This is a genomic window from Cryobacterium zongtaii (genome assembly GCF_002909375.1).
GTDB classification, from domain to species: domain Bacteria; phylum Actinomycetota; class Actinomycetes; order Actinomycetales; family Microbacteriaceae; genus Cryobacterium; species Cryobacterium zongtaii.
This window is the reverse complement of sequence record NZ_PPXD01000001.1, coordinates 166,368-183,909: the sequence shown is the minus strand read 5'-3', so window position 1 is coordinate 183,909 and position 17,542 is coordinate 166,368. Positions and strand designations below refer to the sequence as shown.

Sequence of the window (17,542 nt, the reverse complement as noted above, 5' to 3'; positions counted from 1 at the left end):
GGGCCCCTGGAAGATCGCCAGGGTCAGCGGGTGGGCACCGGCTGTGTGGCCGCGGGAATTCGGGCGGCCACCCCGCGGGCGCGCACGTCGCGGCGCCCGCCGATGGCCCGCAGCGCGTTGAGGATGGTGGCCAGGTCCACCAGCTCCTGCAGCAACGCGCCCACGGTGGCGGGGATCAGCCCGAACGCGGCGGCGATCATCAGGCCGATGCTGAGTGCGATGCCGAGCCAGATGCACTGCAGGGCGATCCGCACGGTGTCCCGGCCGATCGCGACGGCCCGGGCGGCGCGGGACAGGTCGTCGAGCAGGATCACGGCATCCGCCGATTCGCTGGCCGCGGTGGACCCTTTGGCGCCCATCGCGATGCCCACGTCGGCCACGGCGAGCACGGGCGCGTCGTTGACGCCGTCGCCGACCATGATCACCGGCCGCTCCCGGATGGCCCGCACGGCGTCGACCTTGTCGGCCGGCAGGCAGTCCGCCCGTACCCTGGTGATGCCCACCAGCCGGGCAATGTGGTTCGCGGTCGGCCGGGTGTCGCCGGTGAGCATCACCGATTCGCGCACGCCCAGCCGTTCGAGCGCCGCGATGGTGGCGCGGGCGTTGTCGCGCACCTGGTCGCTGGCGACGATGCAGCCCGCGTACCGGCCGTCCACGGCCAGGTAGATGGCCAGTTCGCCGCCGGACAGGTCGGCCGGGTAGGCATCCGGGGCGTGCTCGGCCACAAACGACAGCTTTCCTACGACCACCTCCTGGTCGCCGAACCGGGCCGTGACGCCGTGCGCGGGCACCTCCACGGCCGACTCGGTGCGCTGCATCACGAGGCCGCGCGTTTCGGCGGCGGTGATGACGGATGCGGCGAGCACGTGCGACGAGTACTGCTCGGCCGACGCGGCCAGGCTGAGCAGCTCGTCCTCGCTGAACGGGTCCTCCGGGCAGACCCGGGCGATGGCCGGCGTGCCGTAGGTGAGGGTGCCGGTTTTGTCGAACACCACGGTCTTGGCGCGGGCGAGTTTCTCGAGCACTCCCCCGCCCTTGACGATGATGCCGTTGCGGGCCGCCCGGCTCATCCCGCCCATGAACGCCACCGGGGCGGCGAGCAGCAGCGGGCACGGGGTGGCGACCACGAGCACCTCGGCGAAACGCACCGGGTCACCGGAGACGAACCAGGCCAGGCCGGCGATCAGCAGCGCCCCCGCGGTGAACGGCACCGCGTACCTGTCGGCGAGGCGCACGACCGGGGCCTTGCTCGCGGCGGCCTCCGCCACCAGCGCCACGATCTGCTGGTACTGGCTGTCGGCGGCCAGGGCGGTGGCGCGCACTGTCGCTGCGGCCTGCCCGTTGATGGAACCGCTGAGCACAGGGTCGCCCGCGTGCCGCTCAACGGGCAGGCTCTCGCCGGTCAGCGAGGACTCGTCGAACGCGGCCGAGGCGGAGACCAGGTCGGCGTCCACGGGTACGATCTCGGCGGGCCGCACCAGCAGCAGGTCGCCGATCTGCACCAGGGTGGCGGGCACGTCGTCAACGTCGGAGGAACCGCCCCGCAGCAGGTGCGCGATCTGCGGCACCCGGTCGAGCAGGGCGTTCAGCTCCCGCTGGGCCCGCCCCGCGGCGTAGTCCTCGAGCGCGGCGCCGCCGGAGAGCATCAGCACGATCAGCAGGGTGGCCACGTACTCGCCCACCAGGATGGTCGCGATGATGGCCATGATCGCCAGCAGGTCCACGCCAAACGAGCCCTGGCGCATCCGTTTGATCATGCCGACGCCCTGGATGCCGACCACGACCAGGCCGAGGGCGGAGAACAGCCACTGCACGGCGACCGTCAGCCCGGCGGCCCACAGCAGCAGTCCGAGCAGGCCGATGAGGATGGTTGCCGCCACAACCGGATACCGGCGGAATGCTCCCGTGAGCGTGGACATGGCTCCATTGTCACCTCGGATGCCCGTAGGCACCAGCAAAGAGAGCCTCCGCTTGTCGCCGTACCCGTCGGGCGAACTGTTCCCGGTGCGGACAATTGCGCCCGGCGCACCGGGCACATTTGTCCGTTTCGGCCACAGTTGGGCGCAGAAAAGGCCCCGCCGGATCGACGGGGCCTTTTCGGGTGCGGGCGGGCGGGCTAGGCCAGGCGTGTCTGCAGGTTCTCGGCGATCGCGGCCAGGAACTCCTCGGTGGTGAGGTAGCCCTGGTCCGGGCCGACCAACAGCGCAAGGTCCTTGGTCATCTTGCCGCTCTCGACGGTCTTCACGACCACGTCCTCGAGGGTGTGCGCGAACTCGGCGAGCGCCGGGTTGCCGTCGAGCTTGGCGCGGTGCGACAGGCCGCGGGTCCAGGCGTAGATCGACGCGATCGGGTTGGTCGAGGTGGGCTTGCCCTGCTGGTGCTGGCGGTAGTGCCGGGTCACGGTGCCGTGCGCGGCCTCGGCCTCGACGACGCTGCCGTCGGGGGTGGAGAGCACACTGGTCATCAGGCCGAGCGAGCCGAAGCCCTGCGCGACGGTGTCGGACTGCACGTCGCCGTCGTAGTTCTTGCAGGCCCAGACGTAACCGCCCTCCCACTTCATCGCCGATGCGACCATGTCGTCGATCAGGCGGTGCTCATAGGTGAGGCCGGCGGCCTCGAAGCGGTCCTTGAACTCGGTGTCGAAGATCTCCTGGAAGATGTCCTTGAACCGGCCGTCGTACGCCTTGAGGATGGTGTTCTTGGTCGACAGGTAGACCGGGTAGTTGCGCTCCAGGCCGTAGTTGAGCGAGGCGCGGGCGAAGTCGATGATCGACTTGTCGAGGTTGTACATGCCCATGGCCACACCGCTGCCCGGCGCCTGGAAGACCTCGAACTGCTGCGGGTCGCCGCCGTCCTTCGGGGTGAAGGTCATGGTGAGGGTGCCTTCGCCCTCGAAACGGAAGTTGGTGGCGCGGTACTGGTCGCCGAACGCGTGGCGGCCGATGATGATCGGCTTGTTCCAGCCCGGCACCAGGCGCGGGATGTTGGAGATGATGATCGGCTCACGGAAGATGGTGCCGCCGAGGATGTTGCGGATGGTGCCGTTGGGCGACGCCCACATCTTCTTCAGGCCGAATTCTTCGACCCGGGCCTCGTCCGGGGTGATGGTGGCGCACTTGACGCCGACGCCGTGCTTCTGGATGGCGTGAGCCGCGTCGACGGTGATCTGGTCGTCGGTCTCGTCACGCTTCTGGATCGAGAGGTCGTAGTACTCGAGGTCGATGTCGAGGTACGGGTGAATCAGGGAGTCCTTGATGGCCTGCCAGATGATGCGGGTCATCTCGTCCCCGTCAAGCTCGACGACAGTACCTGCAACCTTGATCTTCGACAATGGATTCTCCTCAGTGAGTCGGGGCGTGGTGGCCGTCAACAATCCTAGCCGAGGGCGGTAACTGTCTCGACATCGAGACAGTTGGCCGGCGTCTCGGTGACGGTCGCCGAGTCCCCCACAAACCCGACTACCTGCCGCCGTGGCCGGGCGATAGCCTTGGGTGTATGCCTGAACTCCGACTTGAAGAACTGTCCGCGCGCAACATCGTCGCGGCCAATAACCTGAGCCTCAAGCCTGGTCAGGAGCAATTCATCGCGCCGGTCTCGTATTCGGTCGCCGCATCCGTGATCAACCCGGCCACCGCCTGGCAGCGTGTCGTATTGCTCGACGGCGAGGTCGCCGGGTTCATCCACGGTAATTTCGACCCCGAATCCGCCCAGGAGGAATTCCGCGCCTGCATCTGGCGGATCAACGTCGACGCCGAGGCCCAGGGCATGGGTGTGGGCAAGTTCGCCGCCGATGCCCTCGCCGAAGAGGCCCGTCACCGCGGTTTCGACCGCATCACGGTGATCTGGGAGCCCGGCGAGGACGGCCCTGAGGCCTTCTTCCACCGCATCGGCTTCGTCGACATCGGCGAAACCGAGTTCGGTGAGGTCATCGGCGCGCTCACCCTCTAGCCGGTGCGCCTCAACCCGGCCAGCCCGTTCGTGGAGGCCGTGCTCGACATCGTCGATGCGATCCCACCCGGCCGGGTGATGACCTATGGCGACGTCGCCGCCGCCCTCGGCTCCCGCGCCGCCCGGGTGGTCGGCCAGACGATGGCGCAATTCGGGTCGGATGCGCCGTGGTGGCGGGTGATCCGCGCCGGTGGGCATCCGCCGATCGGCCACGAGAGCCGGGCGCTGGTGCACTACCGGGCCGAGCAGACACCGTTGCTGCCCGGTCCCGGGCCGGAGTCCGGCTACAGGGTGGACCTCAGCCGAGCGCGCTGGCGTCCCTGACAGGGCCGGCCGGCCCGGCAGTGTCAACGTGGGCGTCGGTGTCGGTGGGGCTCAGGCTGAGCTCGAGCAACCGGGTCCGCCACTCCTCGACCCGCCCGGGCTGGTCGATGCCCAGCACCGCCACCGGCGTCTCGCCACGGCGGTAGACGGCCAGCAGGTCGCCGGTGTCGACCCCGCCCGCCTCGATCGTCATCGACTCGCCACCGTGTAACCGGCCGGCGAACTGCACCAGGGCGCCGGCCTGCTCCGAGGTCAGCGTGGCGGGCGCCGCCGCCGCGCCCGGGTCGACCCCGAGCAGCGCGGCCATGGCGATCGACGGTCGGTTGCGGGTGTCGCTGAAGTGCGCGATGCGGCGGTGCGCCCCGGTTGCCGGGTCAAGCCAGGCCGCACAATCGCCGACCGCGACGATCCCGGGCACGCCGGTGGCGCCAGCCGAGTCGGCGACCACCCCGCCGTGCAGGTCCCGGCCACCCGGGTCGAGTGCGGAGCCGCCGAGCCAGCCGACCAGCGGCACCGCGCCGATGTCCAGCAGCACCAGGTCGGCTCCGATCTCTTCCCCGCTGCTCAGCCGCACCCCGGACACCCAGCCGGGGCCGATCAGCTCGGTCACCCGCAGGTCGGTGCGCACGGTGATGCCCCGGCGCTCGTGCAGCCCGAACACGGCGCCGGCGACGGTGGCGCCGAAGGCCGTGTGGAGCGCATCCGTGCTACTGCCGAGCACCGTCACCCGCAGACCCAGGTCACGGGCGGTCGACGCCACTTCGAGGCCGACGACCCCGGAGCCGACCACGACCAGGTGGGCGCCGGGCAGCAGTTCTTCGCGGAGCGCCAGGGCGTCCTCCACGGTGCGCAGCGTGTGCACCCCGCGGGGCATGGTCGACATGCGGCGGGCGGCGGAGCCGGTGGCGATCACCACGGCGTCGGAGTCGACGGTGCGGCCGTTGGCCAGCGTCACCCGGTGCGTGGCCGCGTCGAGCGCGACGGCCGCGACCCCCAGGCGCCAGTCGGCGTCGAGGTCGTCGTGAGGGGCCTCGAGCGCCAGTTCATCGATCGTGGTCTGCCCGGTGAGGAAGCCGCGGCCGAGCGGCGGCCGGTCGTAGGGCCGGTGGCGTTCGCTGCCGAGCACGGTGATGCGGCCGGTGTAGCCGTGGGCGCGGAGGGCGACGGCACTGGCGTGGCCCACCACTCCCGCACCCACGATGGTGACTGAGTCCATGCTGGGTGATCCCCCGATCAGTCAGGCCGACACCAACGGATGACCGCGCGGCGCCGGCTCGGGAACGAGGCTGCTCGTTCACGGCGGTTGTGTTCTCTGGCACCAGATTCGCTGCCAGCCCAGGGAGTGTCAAGCGCGTCGGGCCGGTTCCCGGCAAGTGGTTCCCGACCCTCAACATCCCCGAAACACCCCCGACTCAAACCACCCGCGAACCGCGACCCAAGCACCGAAAGCCTCAAGTTTCGGGTGCTTGGCTGACAGTTCGCGAGTGGTCAGACGAGGGACTCGCACCAGGCGGCGTGCAGCCGGGAGAACCGGCCGGTTCCCGAGATGAGCATGTCGGGGGTGCCGTCCTCGACGATGACGCCGTTCTCCATCACCAGCACCCGGTCGGCGATCGCCACGGTCGACAGGCGGTGCGCGATGATCACCGCGGTGCGGTCGCTGAGCAGCGTCTGCAAAGCCTCCTGCACCAGCCGTTCGCTGGGGATGTCCAGCGAGCTGGTGGCCTCGTCGAGAATCAGCACCGCCGGGTCGGCCAGGAAGGCCCGCGCGAACGAGATCAGCTGGCGCTGGCCGGCGGAGACCCTGCCGCCGCGCTTGTTAACGTCGGTGTCGTACCCGCCGGGCAGGCCCACGATGAAGTCGTGCGCGCCGACGGCCCGCGCGGCCGCCTCGATCTCCGACCGCGTCGCATCCGGTTTGCCGATCGCGATGTTGTCGGCGACGCTGCCACTGAACAGGTACGCCTCCTGAGTCACCATCACGATGGCCCGGCGCAGGTCCTTGGGGTGCAGGTCGCGCAGGTCGACGCCGTCCAGCAGCACCCGGCCGTGCGACGGGTCATAGAACCTGGAGATCAGCTTCGCCAGGGTCGATTTGCCGGCGCCCGTCGAGCCGACCAGGGCGATGGTCTGCCCGGGTTCCAGGGTGAGGCTGAAGTGCGGCAGGATGACCCGGTCGGCCTGGTACTCGAACTGTACGTTGTCGAAGTGCACGGCACCCTTCGAGGTCCACAGGTCCACCGGCGTGACGGGGTCGGGCACACCGGGCTGCTCCTCGAGCACCCCGGAGATCTTCTCCAGCGCGGCTGCGGCCGACTGGTAGGAGTTGTAGAACATCGCCATCTCCTCCATCGGGTCGAAGAACCGGCGGGTGTACAGCAGCGCGGCGAGCAGCGCACCGATGGCCAGCTGCCCGTCGGCCACGCGGAAGCCGCCGACCAGCAGCACCGCGGCGACGGTGACGTTGCCGATCAGGATCAGCCCGGGATCGAACACGCCGAACAGTTGGATAACCCGGGCGTTGACCAGCCGGTACGACTCGACGAGCTTGCCGAAGACACCCTCGTTGCGCTTCTCGGTGCGGAACGCCTTGACCGCGCGGATGCCGGTCATGGTCTCGACGAACTGCACGATCAGGCTCGCGGACGCGGTGCGGGACTGGCGGAACAGGTGCTGCGAGCGCACCTGGAACCAGCGGGTCAGCGCGAGCAGTGGCACGAGTGCAACGAGCAGCACCAGCCCGCTGACCCCGTCGAGGGCGAAGAGGGCGATGCCGGTGAAGGCCATGTAGAGCAGGCCCTGCACGAGCTGGTTGATGCCGGAGTCCAGCAGCTCCCTGATCGCATCCAGGTCGCTGGTCTGCCGGGAAATGATGCGTCCGGAGGTGTACGACTCGTGGAATTCAAGGCTCAGCCGTTGGGTCTGCAGGAACACGCGCTTCCGCAGGTCGATGAGCACGGCCTGGCTGATCCGGGCGGAGAGCACGGTGTACCAGGCGATCAGTAGCGCCCCGGTGATGCCGGTGATCAGGTAGATCGCCCCGGTCGCCGCCAGCGGCACCCAGTCCTGTTCGAGCAGGGCGGGCAGGCCCTTGTCGATGCCGAACGCGATCAGGGCCGGGCCGGCGACCTGCGCGGCGGTGGACACGACGACGACGAGCATCGCCATGACCACCGACCAGCGCACCGGGAACAACAGCGAGCCGAGCAGGCGCAACGACCGGCGCCGGATCTGCGCGCTTTCGGCCTTGGTGTAGTCGAGGCGTTCTTCGCCTTCGACACCGATGACACTCACAGTGCTTCTCCCGCTCGCTCGGACTCTCGTCGTTCTTCGTCCTCCAGGCTGGAGATGACGAACTTGTAGTGCGGGCTCGAGGCCAGCAGCTCGGAGTGCGTGCCGACGGCGGTGATCTTGCCCGCCTCGAGCAGCGCCACCCGGTCGGCGAGCATCACCGTGGACGGGCGATGCGCCACGATCAGCGCGGTCGTGGACGCGAGCACCCGGCGCAGGGCGGCCTCGACCAGCGACTCGGTGTTCACGTCCAGCGCGGAGAGCGGGTCGTCGAGCACCAGGACGGCGGGTGCCGCGGCCACGGCGCGGGCAAGTGCCACGCGCTGTCGCTGCCCGCCGGAAAGGCTCATGCCCTCCTCGCCGACGAGGGTGTCGACACCGTTGGGCAGGTCGTGCACAAACGCCGCCTGCGCGATCTGCAGCGCCTCGGCCAGGGCCGCGTCGGCCTCCGGGCTGCGCTCGGCGAACTCCGGGCGGCCCAGCAGCACGTTGTCACGCACGGATGCCGAGAACAGGGTTGCGTCCTCGAACGCCATGGCGATGTGCCGGCGCAGCTCGTCGCGGCGGAGGGCCCGCACATCGACCCCGTCGAGGGTCACCGAGCCATCCGTCACGTCGTACAGCCGGGTGGTGAGCGCCGTCAGGGTGGACTTGCCGGAGCCGGTGAGACCGACCAGCGCCATGGTCTCGCCGGGTTCGAGCACCAGGTTCACCCCGTCGAGCAGGTCGGGAAACCGTTCGGGTGAGTCCGCGTAGCGGAAGTGCACGTTCTCGAACGCGAGCCGGCCGCGCGGGCTGGTGATCGTGACCGGGCGGGGCGGGTCGGTGATGGTGTTTGGCGTGTCCAGGATGTCGAAGAACCTGTCGGTGGCGGTGCGGGTGTCAAAGGTCATCGACAGCAGGAAGCCGATCGACTCCACCGGGAAGCGCAGCACGGTGGCGGTGGCGAAGAACGCCACCAGCTCGCCGACGCTGAGCTGGCCCTGGCTGGTCAGCCAGACGCCGGAGACCAGACAGAGCGCGAACGCGACGTCGGGCACCAGCAGCAGCCAGAGCCAGATCCCGGCGATGGCGCGGGCCTTCTCGATCTCGGTGCCGCGCAGCTCCTCCGCCTGGCTGGCGAAGCTCTTGAGCGCGAAGCTGCCACGGCCGAACGCCTTGAGCACTCGGATGCCGTGCACCGACTCCTCGACGGCGGTCGCCAGGTCGCCGGACTGGTCCTGGCTGCGCCTCGCGATCACGGAGTACTTCTCCTCGAAGACGTAGCCGTAGATCCAGATCGGGATCGAGCAGACCAGGAAGATCACGCCGAGGATCCAGTTCATCGACAGGAGGATCACCACGCCGGCGATGATGGTGAGGAAGTTCACCACGAGCAGCACCAGACCGAACGAGATCCAACGGCGGATCATGTTGAGGTCACTGACGGCGCGCGAGAGCAGCTGCCCGCTCGGCCAGCGGTCGTGGAAGGTCACGGGCAGGTCCTGCAGCCGGGCATACAGGGCGTTGCGCATCCGGGATTCGATGTGGGTACCGGGAACGAGCACGAACCAGCGGCGCAGCGCGATCATGCCGGCCTCGAGCACGCCGAGGCCGAGCACGATGAGTACGGCGGGCCAGATCGGTGCAGTGTCTCCCTGGCTGAGGGCGCCGTCGACGAGTTGCTGCAGCACCTGCGGGATGGCCAGGGCCACCAGCGAGGCCAGCAGTGCCGCGAGCATGCCCAGGCCCAGCCGTGGCAGCGCGGGCTTGGCATAGGGATAGAGCCGCAGCAGGGTGCGGAAGGTGTTGGAGCGCGCAGCGGGCGTGGGCGCAGTGTGCGGCGGATGCTGTGGAGCGGTGGTGGTCATGAGAGAGGTTCCTGGCTGGGCCGGCTCCGGCGCTGAAGCGCCGGTGGGCTGGATGATGCGGGGCTGGGTGGGTGCGGGAGCCGCGACGAAGCCGTTGGTGCTGGCGGCGGTACCGACGGTGCTCCTGGCGGCGTGCGGTGGTGCCCGGTGCCGGCGCGGAATGACCACGTCCGGAAGAGGAAGCGGGCGGTGACGCCCGCTGAAATGTGCGGCCCGCGCAGACGCGGGCGGGTGGAGTTCTCTGGCCGGGACCTTAGACCGAGGCGAGTCGGAGCGCCGGGACGAAGGCAGCGCCGGTCGCAATCGATGCGTACCTGGTGCGAGCTGTCTTGGTCATGTCGGCCTCCTGAGCGTTTCGTGTCATCGTCTTGTGCCCCCCTTGTTCAGGCAGCCTTTCAGGATAGGGCCACGGACGACTCCGGCGCAAGCAGAATTTTCGCTCAGCGAACGCGCACGCTCAGGCAGGTGACACAGCCCTCGAGCTTCTCGAACTCGGTGATGTCCACGGTCACGGCCCGATAGCCGAGCCCGGTGAGCAGCTCGGTGGTGCGCGGCGCGGCGGCCGACATCAGCAGGGTGTGCGCGTCGAGCACAACCACGGCGGTACCCTCCGCTTCGGGTACCGGCACGAACCTCTCGAACAGTCCCGGGTCGTCCACGAGCGGCGGGTAGCCGATGATGGTGCCGTCCGGCAGAGCGGTGATAGCGGTCTTGAGGTGCAGGGCGCGGGTCACCGGAACCGGGACCACGGTGTAGCCGAGGGGTTCGACGATGGCGGCAAGCTGCGCCGCACCCTCAGCGTTGGTGCGCAGGCTCTGCCCCACGTAAACGGTGGCGCCCACCTTGAGCACGTCACCGCCGTCAAGGGTGCCGGGCAGGTCGATCCGACGCACCGTGAGTCCCAGGGCGCGCACGGCCGCCTCGGCACCGGCCGTCTCGCCGCGTCGGCTGGGCGCACCAGGGCTGGCGAGCACGGCAGTGTCGCCGAAGAGGATCACGGCATCCTCGATGAAGACGGAGTCCGGCTGGTCGGGTGCCGGATCCACCTCGGTGATGGCCCAGCCCTCCGACTGCAGCGCCGCCACGTAGCCGTCCCACTGCGCCCGGGCCAGCCCGAGGTCGATCGGCACACGATCGATGTGGGTGATCTCGCCCTCGGCGAGGATGTCGACGGGCCGGCGGACCAGCACGCGCCGAGCGGTGCCCGGCAGAGTCACATCGCCAGGGAGGGCCGAGTCGCCGGAGATTGTCATGCGCACAGCCTAATCGCAGACGAATTGTTCCCCGTGCGGACAACGCCACATCCGCCACTTGCCGCAAAGCAACCTCTCACACGCCCCGAAAGGGGAGGATGCGGCAAGTCGGCGAGCGAAGCTATTGGGCGGACAGGAACTCGAGGGTACGCGCGACGACGACCTCGGGTTGTTCCTCGGCGATGTAGTAGCCGGTGCCCGGAACGTGCTCGAGCGTGAAGTCGTCGGCGTCCCCTTCGTAGCCGCCGAGTATCTCCGGGTGCTCCCGGTTCGGGTCGTTGTTGCCGTAGAGGACGGTCCCGTAGAGCGACAGAGTCGGAGTGGTCAGACGTGTGCCGCGGTAGGCGCCTGTGCTGCTGCGTTTGGCCTCGCTCAGAATGAAGTGCCGGTACAGTGCCGATCCGGCATCCGCTCGCGCCGGGTCCTTTAGCCGGGACACAAAGGCGTCGATGTCTTCGGGTGCGAAGACCGACGGGTCGCTCGTGTCACCGGTCATCAGCCGGCGCGGCAGCCGTTGTCGTCCGGTGCGGAGGAGCCAGGGTCCCAGACCCGGTATTGCGATGGCGAACATCGACCAGATCCGCCAGACGTACAACAGCGCCCGGGGGTGGAATTCGGGGTACGGGTGCGGGGTGGCAAGTGCGACGAATCTCTCGACTCTCTCGGGATGAGCCAGGCACACCCGAAACCCGACGATGCCGCCCCAGTCGTAGCCGAGAATATTCACCTTGTCGAGGTGCAACGCGTCGAGCAGCGCAACGACATCCGCTACCAGCTGCTCGCTCGTGTATCCGTCGGGCGGGGCCTCGGTCCAGCCGGCACCGCGCAGGTCCGGGCAGATCACCCGGTAGTTCGCGGCGAGGGCCGGGATGACCTTGCGCCAGGCCCACCAGTGCTGCGGGAACCCGTGCAGCAGCACGAGCGGCGGGCCGCTACCGGCCTCGGCCACGTGCATCCGCAGCCCCGGAAGATCGAGGAACCGATGTCGGACCCCGGCCAACTCCGGCCACGAGCCCGTGCCATCGAGGCGGCTTGTTCCATGACTGAATTTGCCCGAGGGCTTCATCGCACTCATGCCGCCATCATACTACGGACATAGTGCCTCGTCCACTATGTCTATAGTGAAAGGATGACCCCGATTCGAGTGCGCGTCCTGGAAGCCGCGATCGACCTCCTCGCGACGGGCGGGTTGCGTGCGCTCACCCACGTTCGTATCGACGAACGCGCCGACCTGCCGAAGGGGTCCACCTCCAACTACTTCCGCACCCGGGCCGCCCTGCTGATCGGCGTCTCCGAGTGGATCGTGGAGCAGGAGCTTCGTCCAGTGCGAGTGGCGTTCTCGCCGCGTTCGCCGGCCGAGCTCATCGACGCGATGTGCACCCTGCTCGAGGTGACGACCCACGAGAACAGGGACCTGACCACGGCGAGGCTTGTGCTGTTCATGGAAGCCAACCACAACGCCGAGCTTCGAGAGGCGCTGTCCCGGGGCCGGGCGGCCCTGGGCGAGGGCATCGTGTCCGCTCTCGCCGAGATGGGCGCCCGTGATCCGCAGGCCGCGACGGAGGCCATTGCCGCCTGTTTCGAGGGCCTCCTCCTGCACCGCATCGCCCGGCACGACAGCACCGATCCCCGGCCGATCTTCGAGACCGTCGTGATGGGCGCGCTCGCCTGACCCGCACCCTTGCCCAGCCTCGGCGCCGCCCCGCACCGCCGACGCGGCCGCTCCCGAGTTGCCGCAAAGTGCCCTTTCGTGCGGCGCGAAGGGGCCGGATGCCGCGAGTCGGCGAACGCCACCTCTGTCAGTTGCCGCAAACCTCGCCTAAACGCGCCGCGACGAGGCAGGATGCGGCACATCGGCCGCCCGACGGAGGGCGCGAGACTAGCGCGGCGCGGGCAGGGTCTCGGGGGCGTCTTCCCAGTCCTGCACGGTGATGGACTCAGTGAAGTGCTGGGCGCGTTCCTTGCCACCCTCGTCGCCGGAGAACAGTCCCGGCGCCTCGATCACCGGGCGCGCGGGCTTGCGCGAGTGGCTCGACGGGCGCACCGGCGGGGTCTCCGGCTGCTGGCGCACCTCGACGCGGTTCAGCGGCAGGGCATCGGGGTTCTCTGCGTTGACCCAGTCGATCAGGTTCTCCCGCACGAAGCAGCGCAGGTCGAACAGGGTGGGTGCGTCCTGCGCCGTCACGAGCACCCGCACGCGCACGAAGCCGCCCACGGCGTCCGTCACCTGAAGAACGACAGCCCGGCCGTCCCACAGGTCGGTCTGGGCGACGACCCGGTTGAGCTCGTCGCGCATCGCGGCGGGGTTGACACGCCAGTCCAGGTCGAAGTCAATCTGGCCCAGCAGTTCGCTGTTGTGCCGGGTCCAGTTCTGGAACGGGGTGGTGGTGAAGTAGGTGGACGGCAGCACCATCCGCCGGTCGTCCCAGATGTGCACGACGATGTAGGTGAGGGTGATTTCCTCGATCTTGCCCCACTCGCTCTCGACGATCACGACATCGTCGACCCGCAGCGCGTTGTTGAACGCCAGCTGCATGCCGGCGAAGATGTTCGCCAGGGTGGACTGGGCGGCCAGGCCTGCCACGACACTGAGCAGGCCGGCGGAGGCGAACAGGCTCGCACCCACGGTCGCGGCGCCGGGAATGCTCAGCAACACCGTGCCGATGGCGCAGATGATGATGATCACAACGCCGATGCGGCGCAGCATCCGCAACTGGGTGCGTACCCGGCGGGCCACCCGGTTGTCGCGCACGTCGATGCGGTACTTGTTGGCGGTGATTTCCTCGGCGTAATACAGCAGCGCGCACAGCAGCCAGGTGGCGCTGCCGATGAACAGGGCCCGGAAGACGAAGCCCACCGTGGCCTCCCAAGCTTCGGGCACATCGAGGTAGCCGGCGACGGCCAGCCACAGCGCGCCGATCAGCACGGTCATGCGGAACGGCACCCGGATCAGCTTCACGAGCACCCGCGCCCAGGACCTGCGCTTGCCGACCATGCGGAAGGAGAAGGCGGCGATCGCGGTGATCGCGAGGGCGAGAACGATCGCCGCGACAACGGCAACCGGGAAAGCGGGCAGGGACAGCCCGAAAACTTCGATCACAAGGGACCTTTCCGTGTCAGGTCTGAGGAGGACTGCAACGGCGGTGTCACGTGGACCTCCCATCATGTCAGCCCAGACTGAGAAGAGCCACACAACGACGAAGGCCGGGGCGACATCCGAGAGATACGGATGCCGCGCCCGGCGTCAGGTCACTGCCTCACGGTCAGTGGAAGAAGTGGCGCTCCCCGGTGAAGTACATCGACACACCGGCGGCCGTCGCCGCGGCGATGACCTCCTCGTCGCGCACCGAACCGCCGGGCTGCACGACCGCGGTCACGCCGGCCTCCAGCAGCACCTCGAGGCCGTCGGCGAACGGGAAGAACGCGTCGGACGCGGCCACGGCGCCTTCGGCCCGTTCCCCCGCCCGGCTCACGGCCAGGTGGCACGAATCGACCCGGTTGACCTGGCCCATGCCCACACCCACGGATGCGCCGGCGTGCGCGAGCAGGATCGCGTTGGACTTCACCGCACGGCAGGCCTTCCAGGCGAACTCGAGGTCGGCGCGCGTGGCGTCGTCGACCTCGGGGCCCGACACCAGGCGCCACTCGGAGGTGTCCAGGGTGTCGAAGGTGTCGGTCTCCTGCACGAGCAGGCCGCCGGAGATCTGGCGCAGCTCCAGCGACGAACGACGGTAGTCGGCCGGCAGCTCGAGCAGACGGATGTTCTTCTTCGCGCTGAGCAGCTCGAACGCGGCCGGCTCGAAGCCGGGAGCAACGAGCACCTCGGTGAAAATCTGGCTGACCGTCTCGGCCATGCCCAGCGTGACGACGCGGTTGGCGGCGATGACCCCGCCGAACGCGGAGACCGGGTCGCAATCGTGCGCACGGTGGTGCGCAGACGCGATGGCGTCGGGGGCCTTGGGGTTCGCCACGGCGATGCCGCACGGGTTGGCGTGCTTGATGATCGCCACGGCCGGTTCGCTGAAGTCGAACGCGGCGCGCACGGCGGCATCCGCGTCGACGTAGTTGTTGTAGGACATTTCCTTACCGTGCAGCTGCACGGCCTGGGCGATGCCCTGGCCGCCCTCGCCGAGGTAGAGAGCTGCGGCCTGGTGTGAGTTCTCGCCGTAGCGCAGCACGGCGCCGCGGCTGGCTTCGATCGCGAGGGTCTCCGGGAACAGCAGGTCGGTGGGGTCGTCGCTGTCGGCGCCGACGATGGAGTCGAACGCCTCGAGGATCTCCTCGCCGAGCGACTCCGCGTCGTCCTGCCACTGGTCGTAGACGTTCTCGGTGAACCAGGCCGACACACTCAGGTCGTAGTTGGCGGTGTGTTCGAACGCGAGCGAGGCCAGCTTCTGCCGCAGCCGAAGGGTGCTGCCGCCGGCGCCGACGGCCGTGATGATCTCCGGGTAGTTCTCCGGGTCCACGACGATGGCCACGTTGGGGTGGTTCTTGGCGGAGGCACGCACCAGCGCCGGTCCGCCGATGTCGATCTGCTCGATCACGTCGGCGGGTTCCGCACCGGACTCGACGGTTTCGACGAACGGGTACAGGTTCACCACCACGAGCTGGAACGGGGCGATCGACAGGTCGGCGAGCTGGTTCTCGTGCGCCTCGAGGCGCAGGTCGGCGAGGATGCCGGCGTGCACGCTCGGGTGCAGGGTCTTCACCCGGCCGTCGAGCGACTCCGGGAACCCGGTGACGGCGGCGACATCCGTCACGTCGTGGCCGGCGTCACGGATGGTGGCGGCGGTGGAACCGGTGGAGACCATCTCGACCCCGGCGGCGGCCAGGGAGTTGGCCAGTTCGACCAGGCCGGTCTTGTCTGAAACCGAGATCAGCGCGCGCTGCACGGGAATGACGTCCCGGTCGCGGTAGAGGCTCCGGGCGTTGGTGTGACCGCTCATATGGGGGAATGCTCCTTGAGATCGACGTGTCCGTTGGCGATGTCGAGCACGGCCTGCACGAGCAGGCGGCGTTCGACGAGTTTGATGCGGTCGTGCAGCGAGTCCTGGGTGTCGTCGGTCAACACCGGCACCCTTTCCTGGCTCACGATCGGTCCGTCGTCCACGCCGTTGTCGACAACAATGATGCTGGCGCCCGTCTGGGTCGCCCCGGCGGCGAGCGCGTCGCGCACCCCGTGGGCGCCGGGGAACTCGGGCAGGTAGGCGGGATGGGTGTTGATCAGGTGCGGCGACAGTGCGCCGACGACCCGCGGCGGCAGCAGCCGCATGAAGCCGCTGAGCACGGTGAGGTCGGGCTCCCATTGCTGGATCTGCTCGAGCAGCGCGTCGCCCCACGCGTCACGGTCGGCGTAGGAGGCGAACGGCACCGTGAAGGTCGGGATGCCGAATTCCTCGCCGAGAGCGAGCCCCTCGGCGTCGCGGTCTGCACCGATGGCGATCACCCGGGCGGGGAACTCCGCATCGGCGGACGCCTCGAGAAGCGCGCGCAGGTTCGAGCCTCCGCCGGAGATCAATACGACCAGTGACAGCACCATCCGAGCCTACCGTTTCGTTGAGAGTTCCTCGGCACCGGAGTCCGTGCTCCGTGCCCGTCGGCCACCGACGAGCATACCGAGTGCGGCGGCGATGCCCACCTCCAGGGCGGTCAACGCCCCGACGAGCAGCGGGTTGGGACCGACTTCGGCGAGCCGCCCCGGTCCCATCGCCCCGGCCGACCACCAGGCGAGCAGGCCAAGCAGGATGCCGGCGACAATGCCCATCAGGGCACCGGTGCCGAGCATCCGCGCCGTGCCGTGCGGGGCGTTGGCGCGCTTGTCGACGCTTTGCCGCACGAGCACCGCCACCACGAAGCCGATCAGCACCGGAACGAGCAGGCCCAGGAAACCGAACTCCAGGGTGCCGTTCGGCAGCGCGCCGAACAGCGGCAGGCCGGGCACGGAGCCGAGCGTCGTGCCGAGCGGGGAGACGCTGTTGCCGGTGCCGAGGGCGATCCCGGGGCCGACGAACCAGCTGGCCGCCCAGACGACGACGTTCGGGATGAAAGCGAGCTGCCCGATCGTGAGGGTGATGCCGCCCATCACCCCGGCCTGCAGAGTCTCGTAGAGCCCGATCACGGTGGCGAAATTGGCCAGCACCGACACGCACACGGCCACGGCGGAGACGACCATGATGCCGGCGACGACGGCGGTGCCACCGCGGAGCGCGGTGCCGAGCTGGCTGCGCAGTTCGGCGGGGATCCGGGCCAGCTGGTTGGCGACCGGTCGTCTCACCCGGTCCGGCAGCACCGTCCCGGCCGTGCGGTTCGCGCCGGCCAGGCCGATCAGCACACCGGTGGCGAAGACCAGGGTGGGCAGCAGGATGCCCTGCACCGGCACCGGTGTGACGACGGCGGTTCCGGCGGAGAAGGTGAGCAGCGCGGCGAGCAGCCCATAACTGAGCACGGCCACACCTGCCGCGGTGAGGCTGTACTCGGTGCCGGCGGCGCGGCGGCCGGTGCGCACACCCAACAGCACCGCGAGCAGGGCGAAACCGAGCAGCGCGATGCTCAGGGTGAACGGCAGTTCTGCGCCGGCCAGGCCCAGCGAGGCCGAGACGTCGACGGGCAGCTGCACCGCGAGGTCGACGCCGTTGCCGAGCAGCCAGACGTCCACGGCGGCACGCCAGAAGACGAACCAGTCGATGCCCAGACCGTAGTGGGTGCCCCACAGGATCGTGAGCGGTACCAGGGCGATGCCCACTCCGATGGCGACGATAATGAGCGCCTCGAGCGCGGCGAGCAGGGCAGTCGTTATACGGTTCATATCCGAGAGGGAGCTTATCCTGGCGCGGCTTCGGGTTCGACGTACCCCGCCGGGCTCGGGCCGAATCCAAG

General features: G+C 69.1%; 14 protein-coding genes. 3 read left to right on the top strand and 11 right to left on the bottom strand.

Annotated elements, in window-relative coordinates; genetic code table 11:
* Window positions 1-23: 23 nt before the first annotated feature.
* Both C3B61_RS00900 and C3B61_RS00895 read right to left on the bottom strand, forming a co-directional pair.
* Entirely contained in the window at window positions 24-1,919 is a 1,896-nt protein-coding gene (locus C3B61_RS00900; protein ID WP_103459194.1) for a heavy metal translocating P-type ATPase, read from the bottom strand.
* 197 nt (window positions 1,920-2,116) lie between these two features.
* Window positions 2,117-3,331 (bottom strand): NADP-dependent isocitrate dehydrogenase, encoded by a 1,215-nt coding sequence (locus C3B61_RS00895; protein WP_103432194.1) that lies wholly within the window; start codon window positions 3,329-3,331, stop codon window positions 2,117-2,119.
* Window positions 3,332-3,495: 164 nt separating this feature from the next.
* Between C3B61_RS00895 and C3B61_RS00890 the strand changes: the two genes are divergently transcribed.
* Window positions 3,496-3,948, top strand: coding sequence for a GNAT family N-acetyltransferase (locus C3B61_RS00890; protein ID WP_088457109.1), 453 nt, complete (start codon window positions 3,496-3,498; stop codon window positions 3,946-3,948).
* Between the two features lie 3 nt (window positions 3,949-3,951).
* Complete coding sequence (locus C3B61_RS00885) at window positions 3,952-4,272, top strand: MGMT family protein (RefSeq protein ID WP_103459193.1); 321 nt, start codon at window positions 3,952-3,954, stop codon at window positions 4,270-4,272.
* Here the strand turns inward: C3B61_RS00885 and C3B61_RS00880 are convergent.
* From C3B61_RS00880 to C3B61_RS00860, 5 genes are all read right to left on the bottom strand, one after another.
* Window positions 4,247-5,488: an NAD(P)/FAD-dependent oxidoreductase gene (locus C3B61_RS00880; protein ID WP_208858748.1), complete on the bottom strand. Its 1,242-nt coding sequence runs from the start codon at window positions 5,486-5,488 to the stop codon at window positions 4,247-4,249. The two genes, C3B61_RS00885 and C3B61_RS00880, sit on opposite strands and share 26 nt — an antisense overlap.
* Before the next feature lie 272 nt (window positions 5,489-5,760).
* Window positions 5,761-7,566, bottom strand: a complete 1,806-nt coding sequence (locus C3B61_RS00875; protein WP_103459192.1) for an ABC transporter ATP-binding protein — start codon at window positions 7,564-7,566, stop codon at window positions 5,761-5,763.
* On the bottom strand, window positions 7,563-9,413 hold the full coding sequence (locus tag C3B61_RS00870) for an ABC transporter ATP-binding protein (protein WP_103459191.1): 1,851 nt from the start codon (window positions 9,411-9,413) through the stop codon (window positions 7,563-7,565). Before C3B61_RS00870 ends, C3B61_RS00875 begins: the two co-directional genes overlap by 4 nt.
* Window positions 9,414-9,853: 440 nt before the next feature.
* A complete protein-coding gene (gene ddaH / locus C3B61_RS00865) occupies window positions 9,854-10,666 on the bottom strand; it encodes a dimethylargininase (RefSeq protein ID WP_103459190.1) in 813 nt (270 codons plus the stop codon).
* Between the two features lie 121 nt (window positions 10,667-10,787).
* On the bottom strand, window positions 10,788-11,741 hold the full coding sequence (locus C3B61_RS00860; RefSeq protein ID WP_208858747.1) for an alpha/beta fold hydrolase: 954 nt from the start codon (window positions 11,739-11,741) through the stop codon (window positions 10,788-10,790).
* Between the two features lie 54 nt (window positions 11,742-11,795).
* Here C3B61_RS00860 and C3B61_RS00855 point away from each other — a divergent pair, with 54 nt between their 5' ends.
* Window positions 11,796-12,338, top strand: coding sequence for a TetR/AcrR family transcriptional regulator (locus C3B61_RS00855; protein WP_103459189.1), 543 nt, complete (start codon window positions 11,796-11,798; stop codon window positions 12,336-12,338).
* Window positions 12,339-12,545: 207 nt separating this feature from the next.
* On the opposite strand, the gene C3B61_RS00850 is transcribed toward C3B61_RS00855, so the two are convergent.
* The 4 genes from C3B61_RS00850 to C3B61_RS00835 form a co-directional block, all read right to left on the bottom strand.
* Entirely contained in the window at window positions 12,546-13,766 is a 1,221-nt protein-coding gene (locus C3B61_RS00850; RefSeq protein WP_241990457.1) for a mechanosensitive ion channel family protein, read from the bottom strand.
* A 163-nt stretch (window positions 13,767-13,929) separates the two neighbouring features.
* Window positions 13,930-15,612: a bifunctional phosphoribosylaminoimidazolecarboxamide formyltransferase/IMP cyclohydrolase gene (gene purH / locus C3B61_RS00845; protein WP_103459188.1), complete on the bottom strand. Its 1,683-nt coding sequence runs from the start codon at window positions 15,610-15,612 to the stop codon at window positions 13,930-13,932.
* On the bottom strand, window positions 15,609-16,202 hold the full coding sequence (gene purN, locus C3B61_RS00840) for a phosphoribosylglycinamide formyltransferase (RefSeq protein ID WP_103459277.1): 594 nt from the start codon (window positions 16,200-16,202) through the stop codon (window positions 15,609-15,611). The genes purH and purN overlap by 4 nt, the downstream gene beginning before the upstream one ends.
* Window positions 16,203-16,211: 9 nt before the next feature.
* Window positions 16,212-17,471, bottom strand: a complete 1,260-nt coding sequence (locus C3B61_RS00835; protein ID WP_208858746.1) for a cell division protein PerM — start codon at window positions 17,469-17,471, stop codon at window positions 16,212-16,214.
* Window positions 17,472-17,542 lie beyond the last annotated feature (71 nt).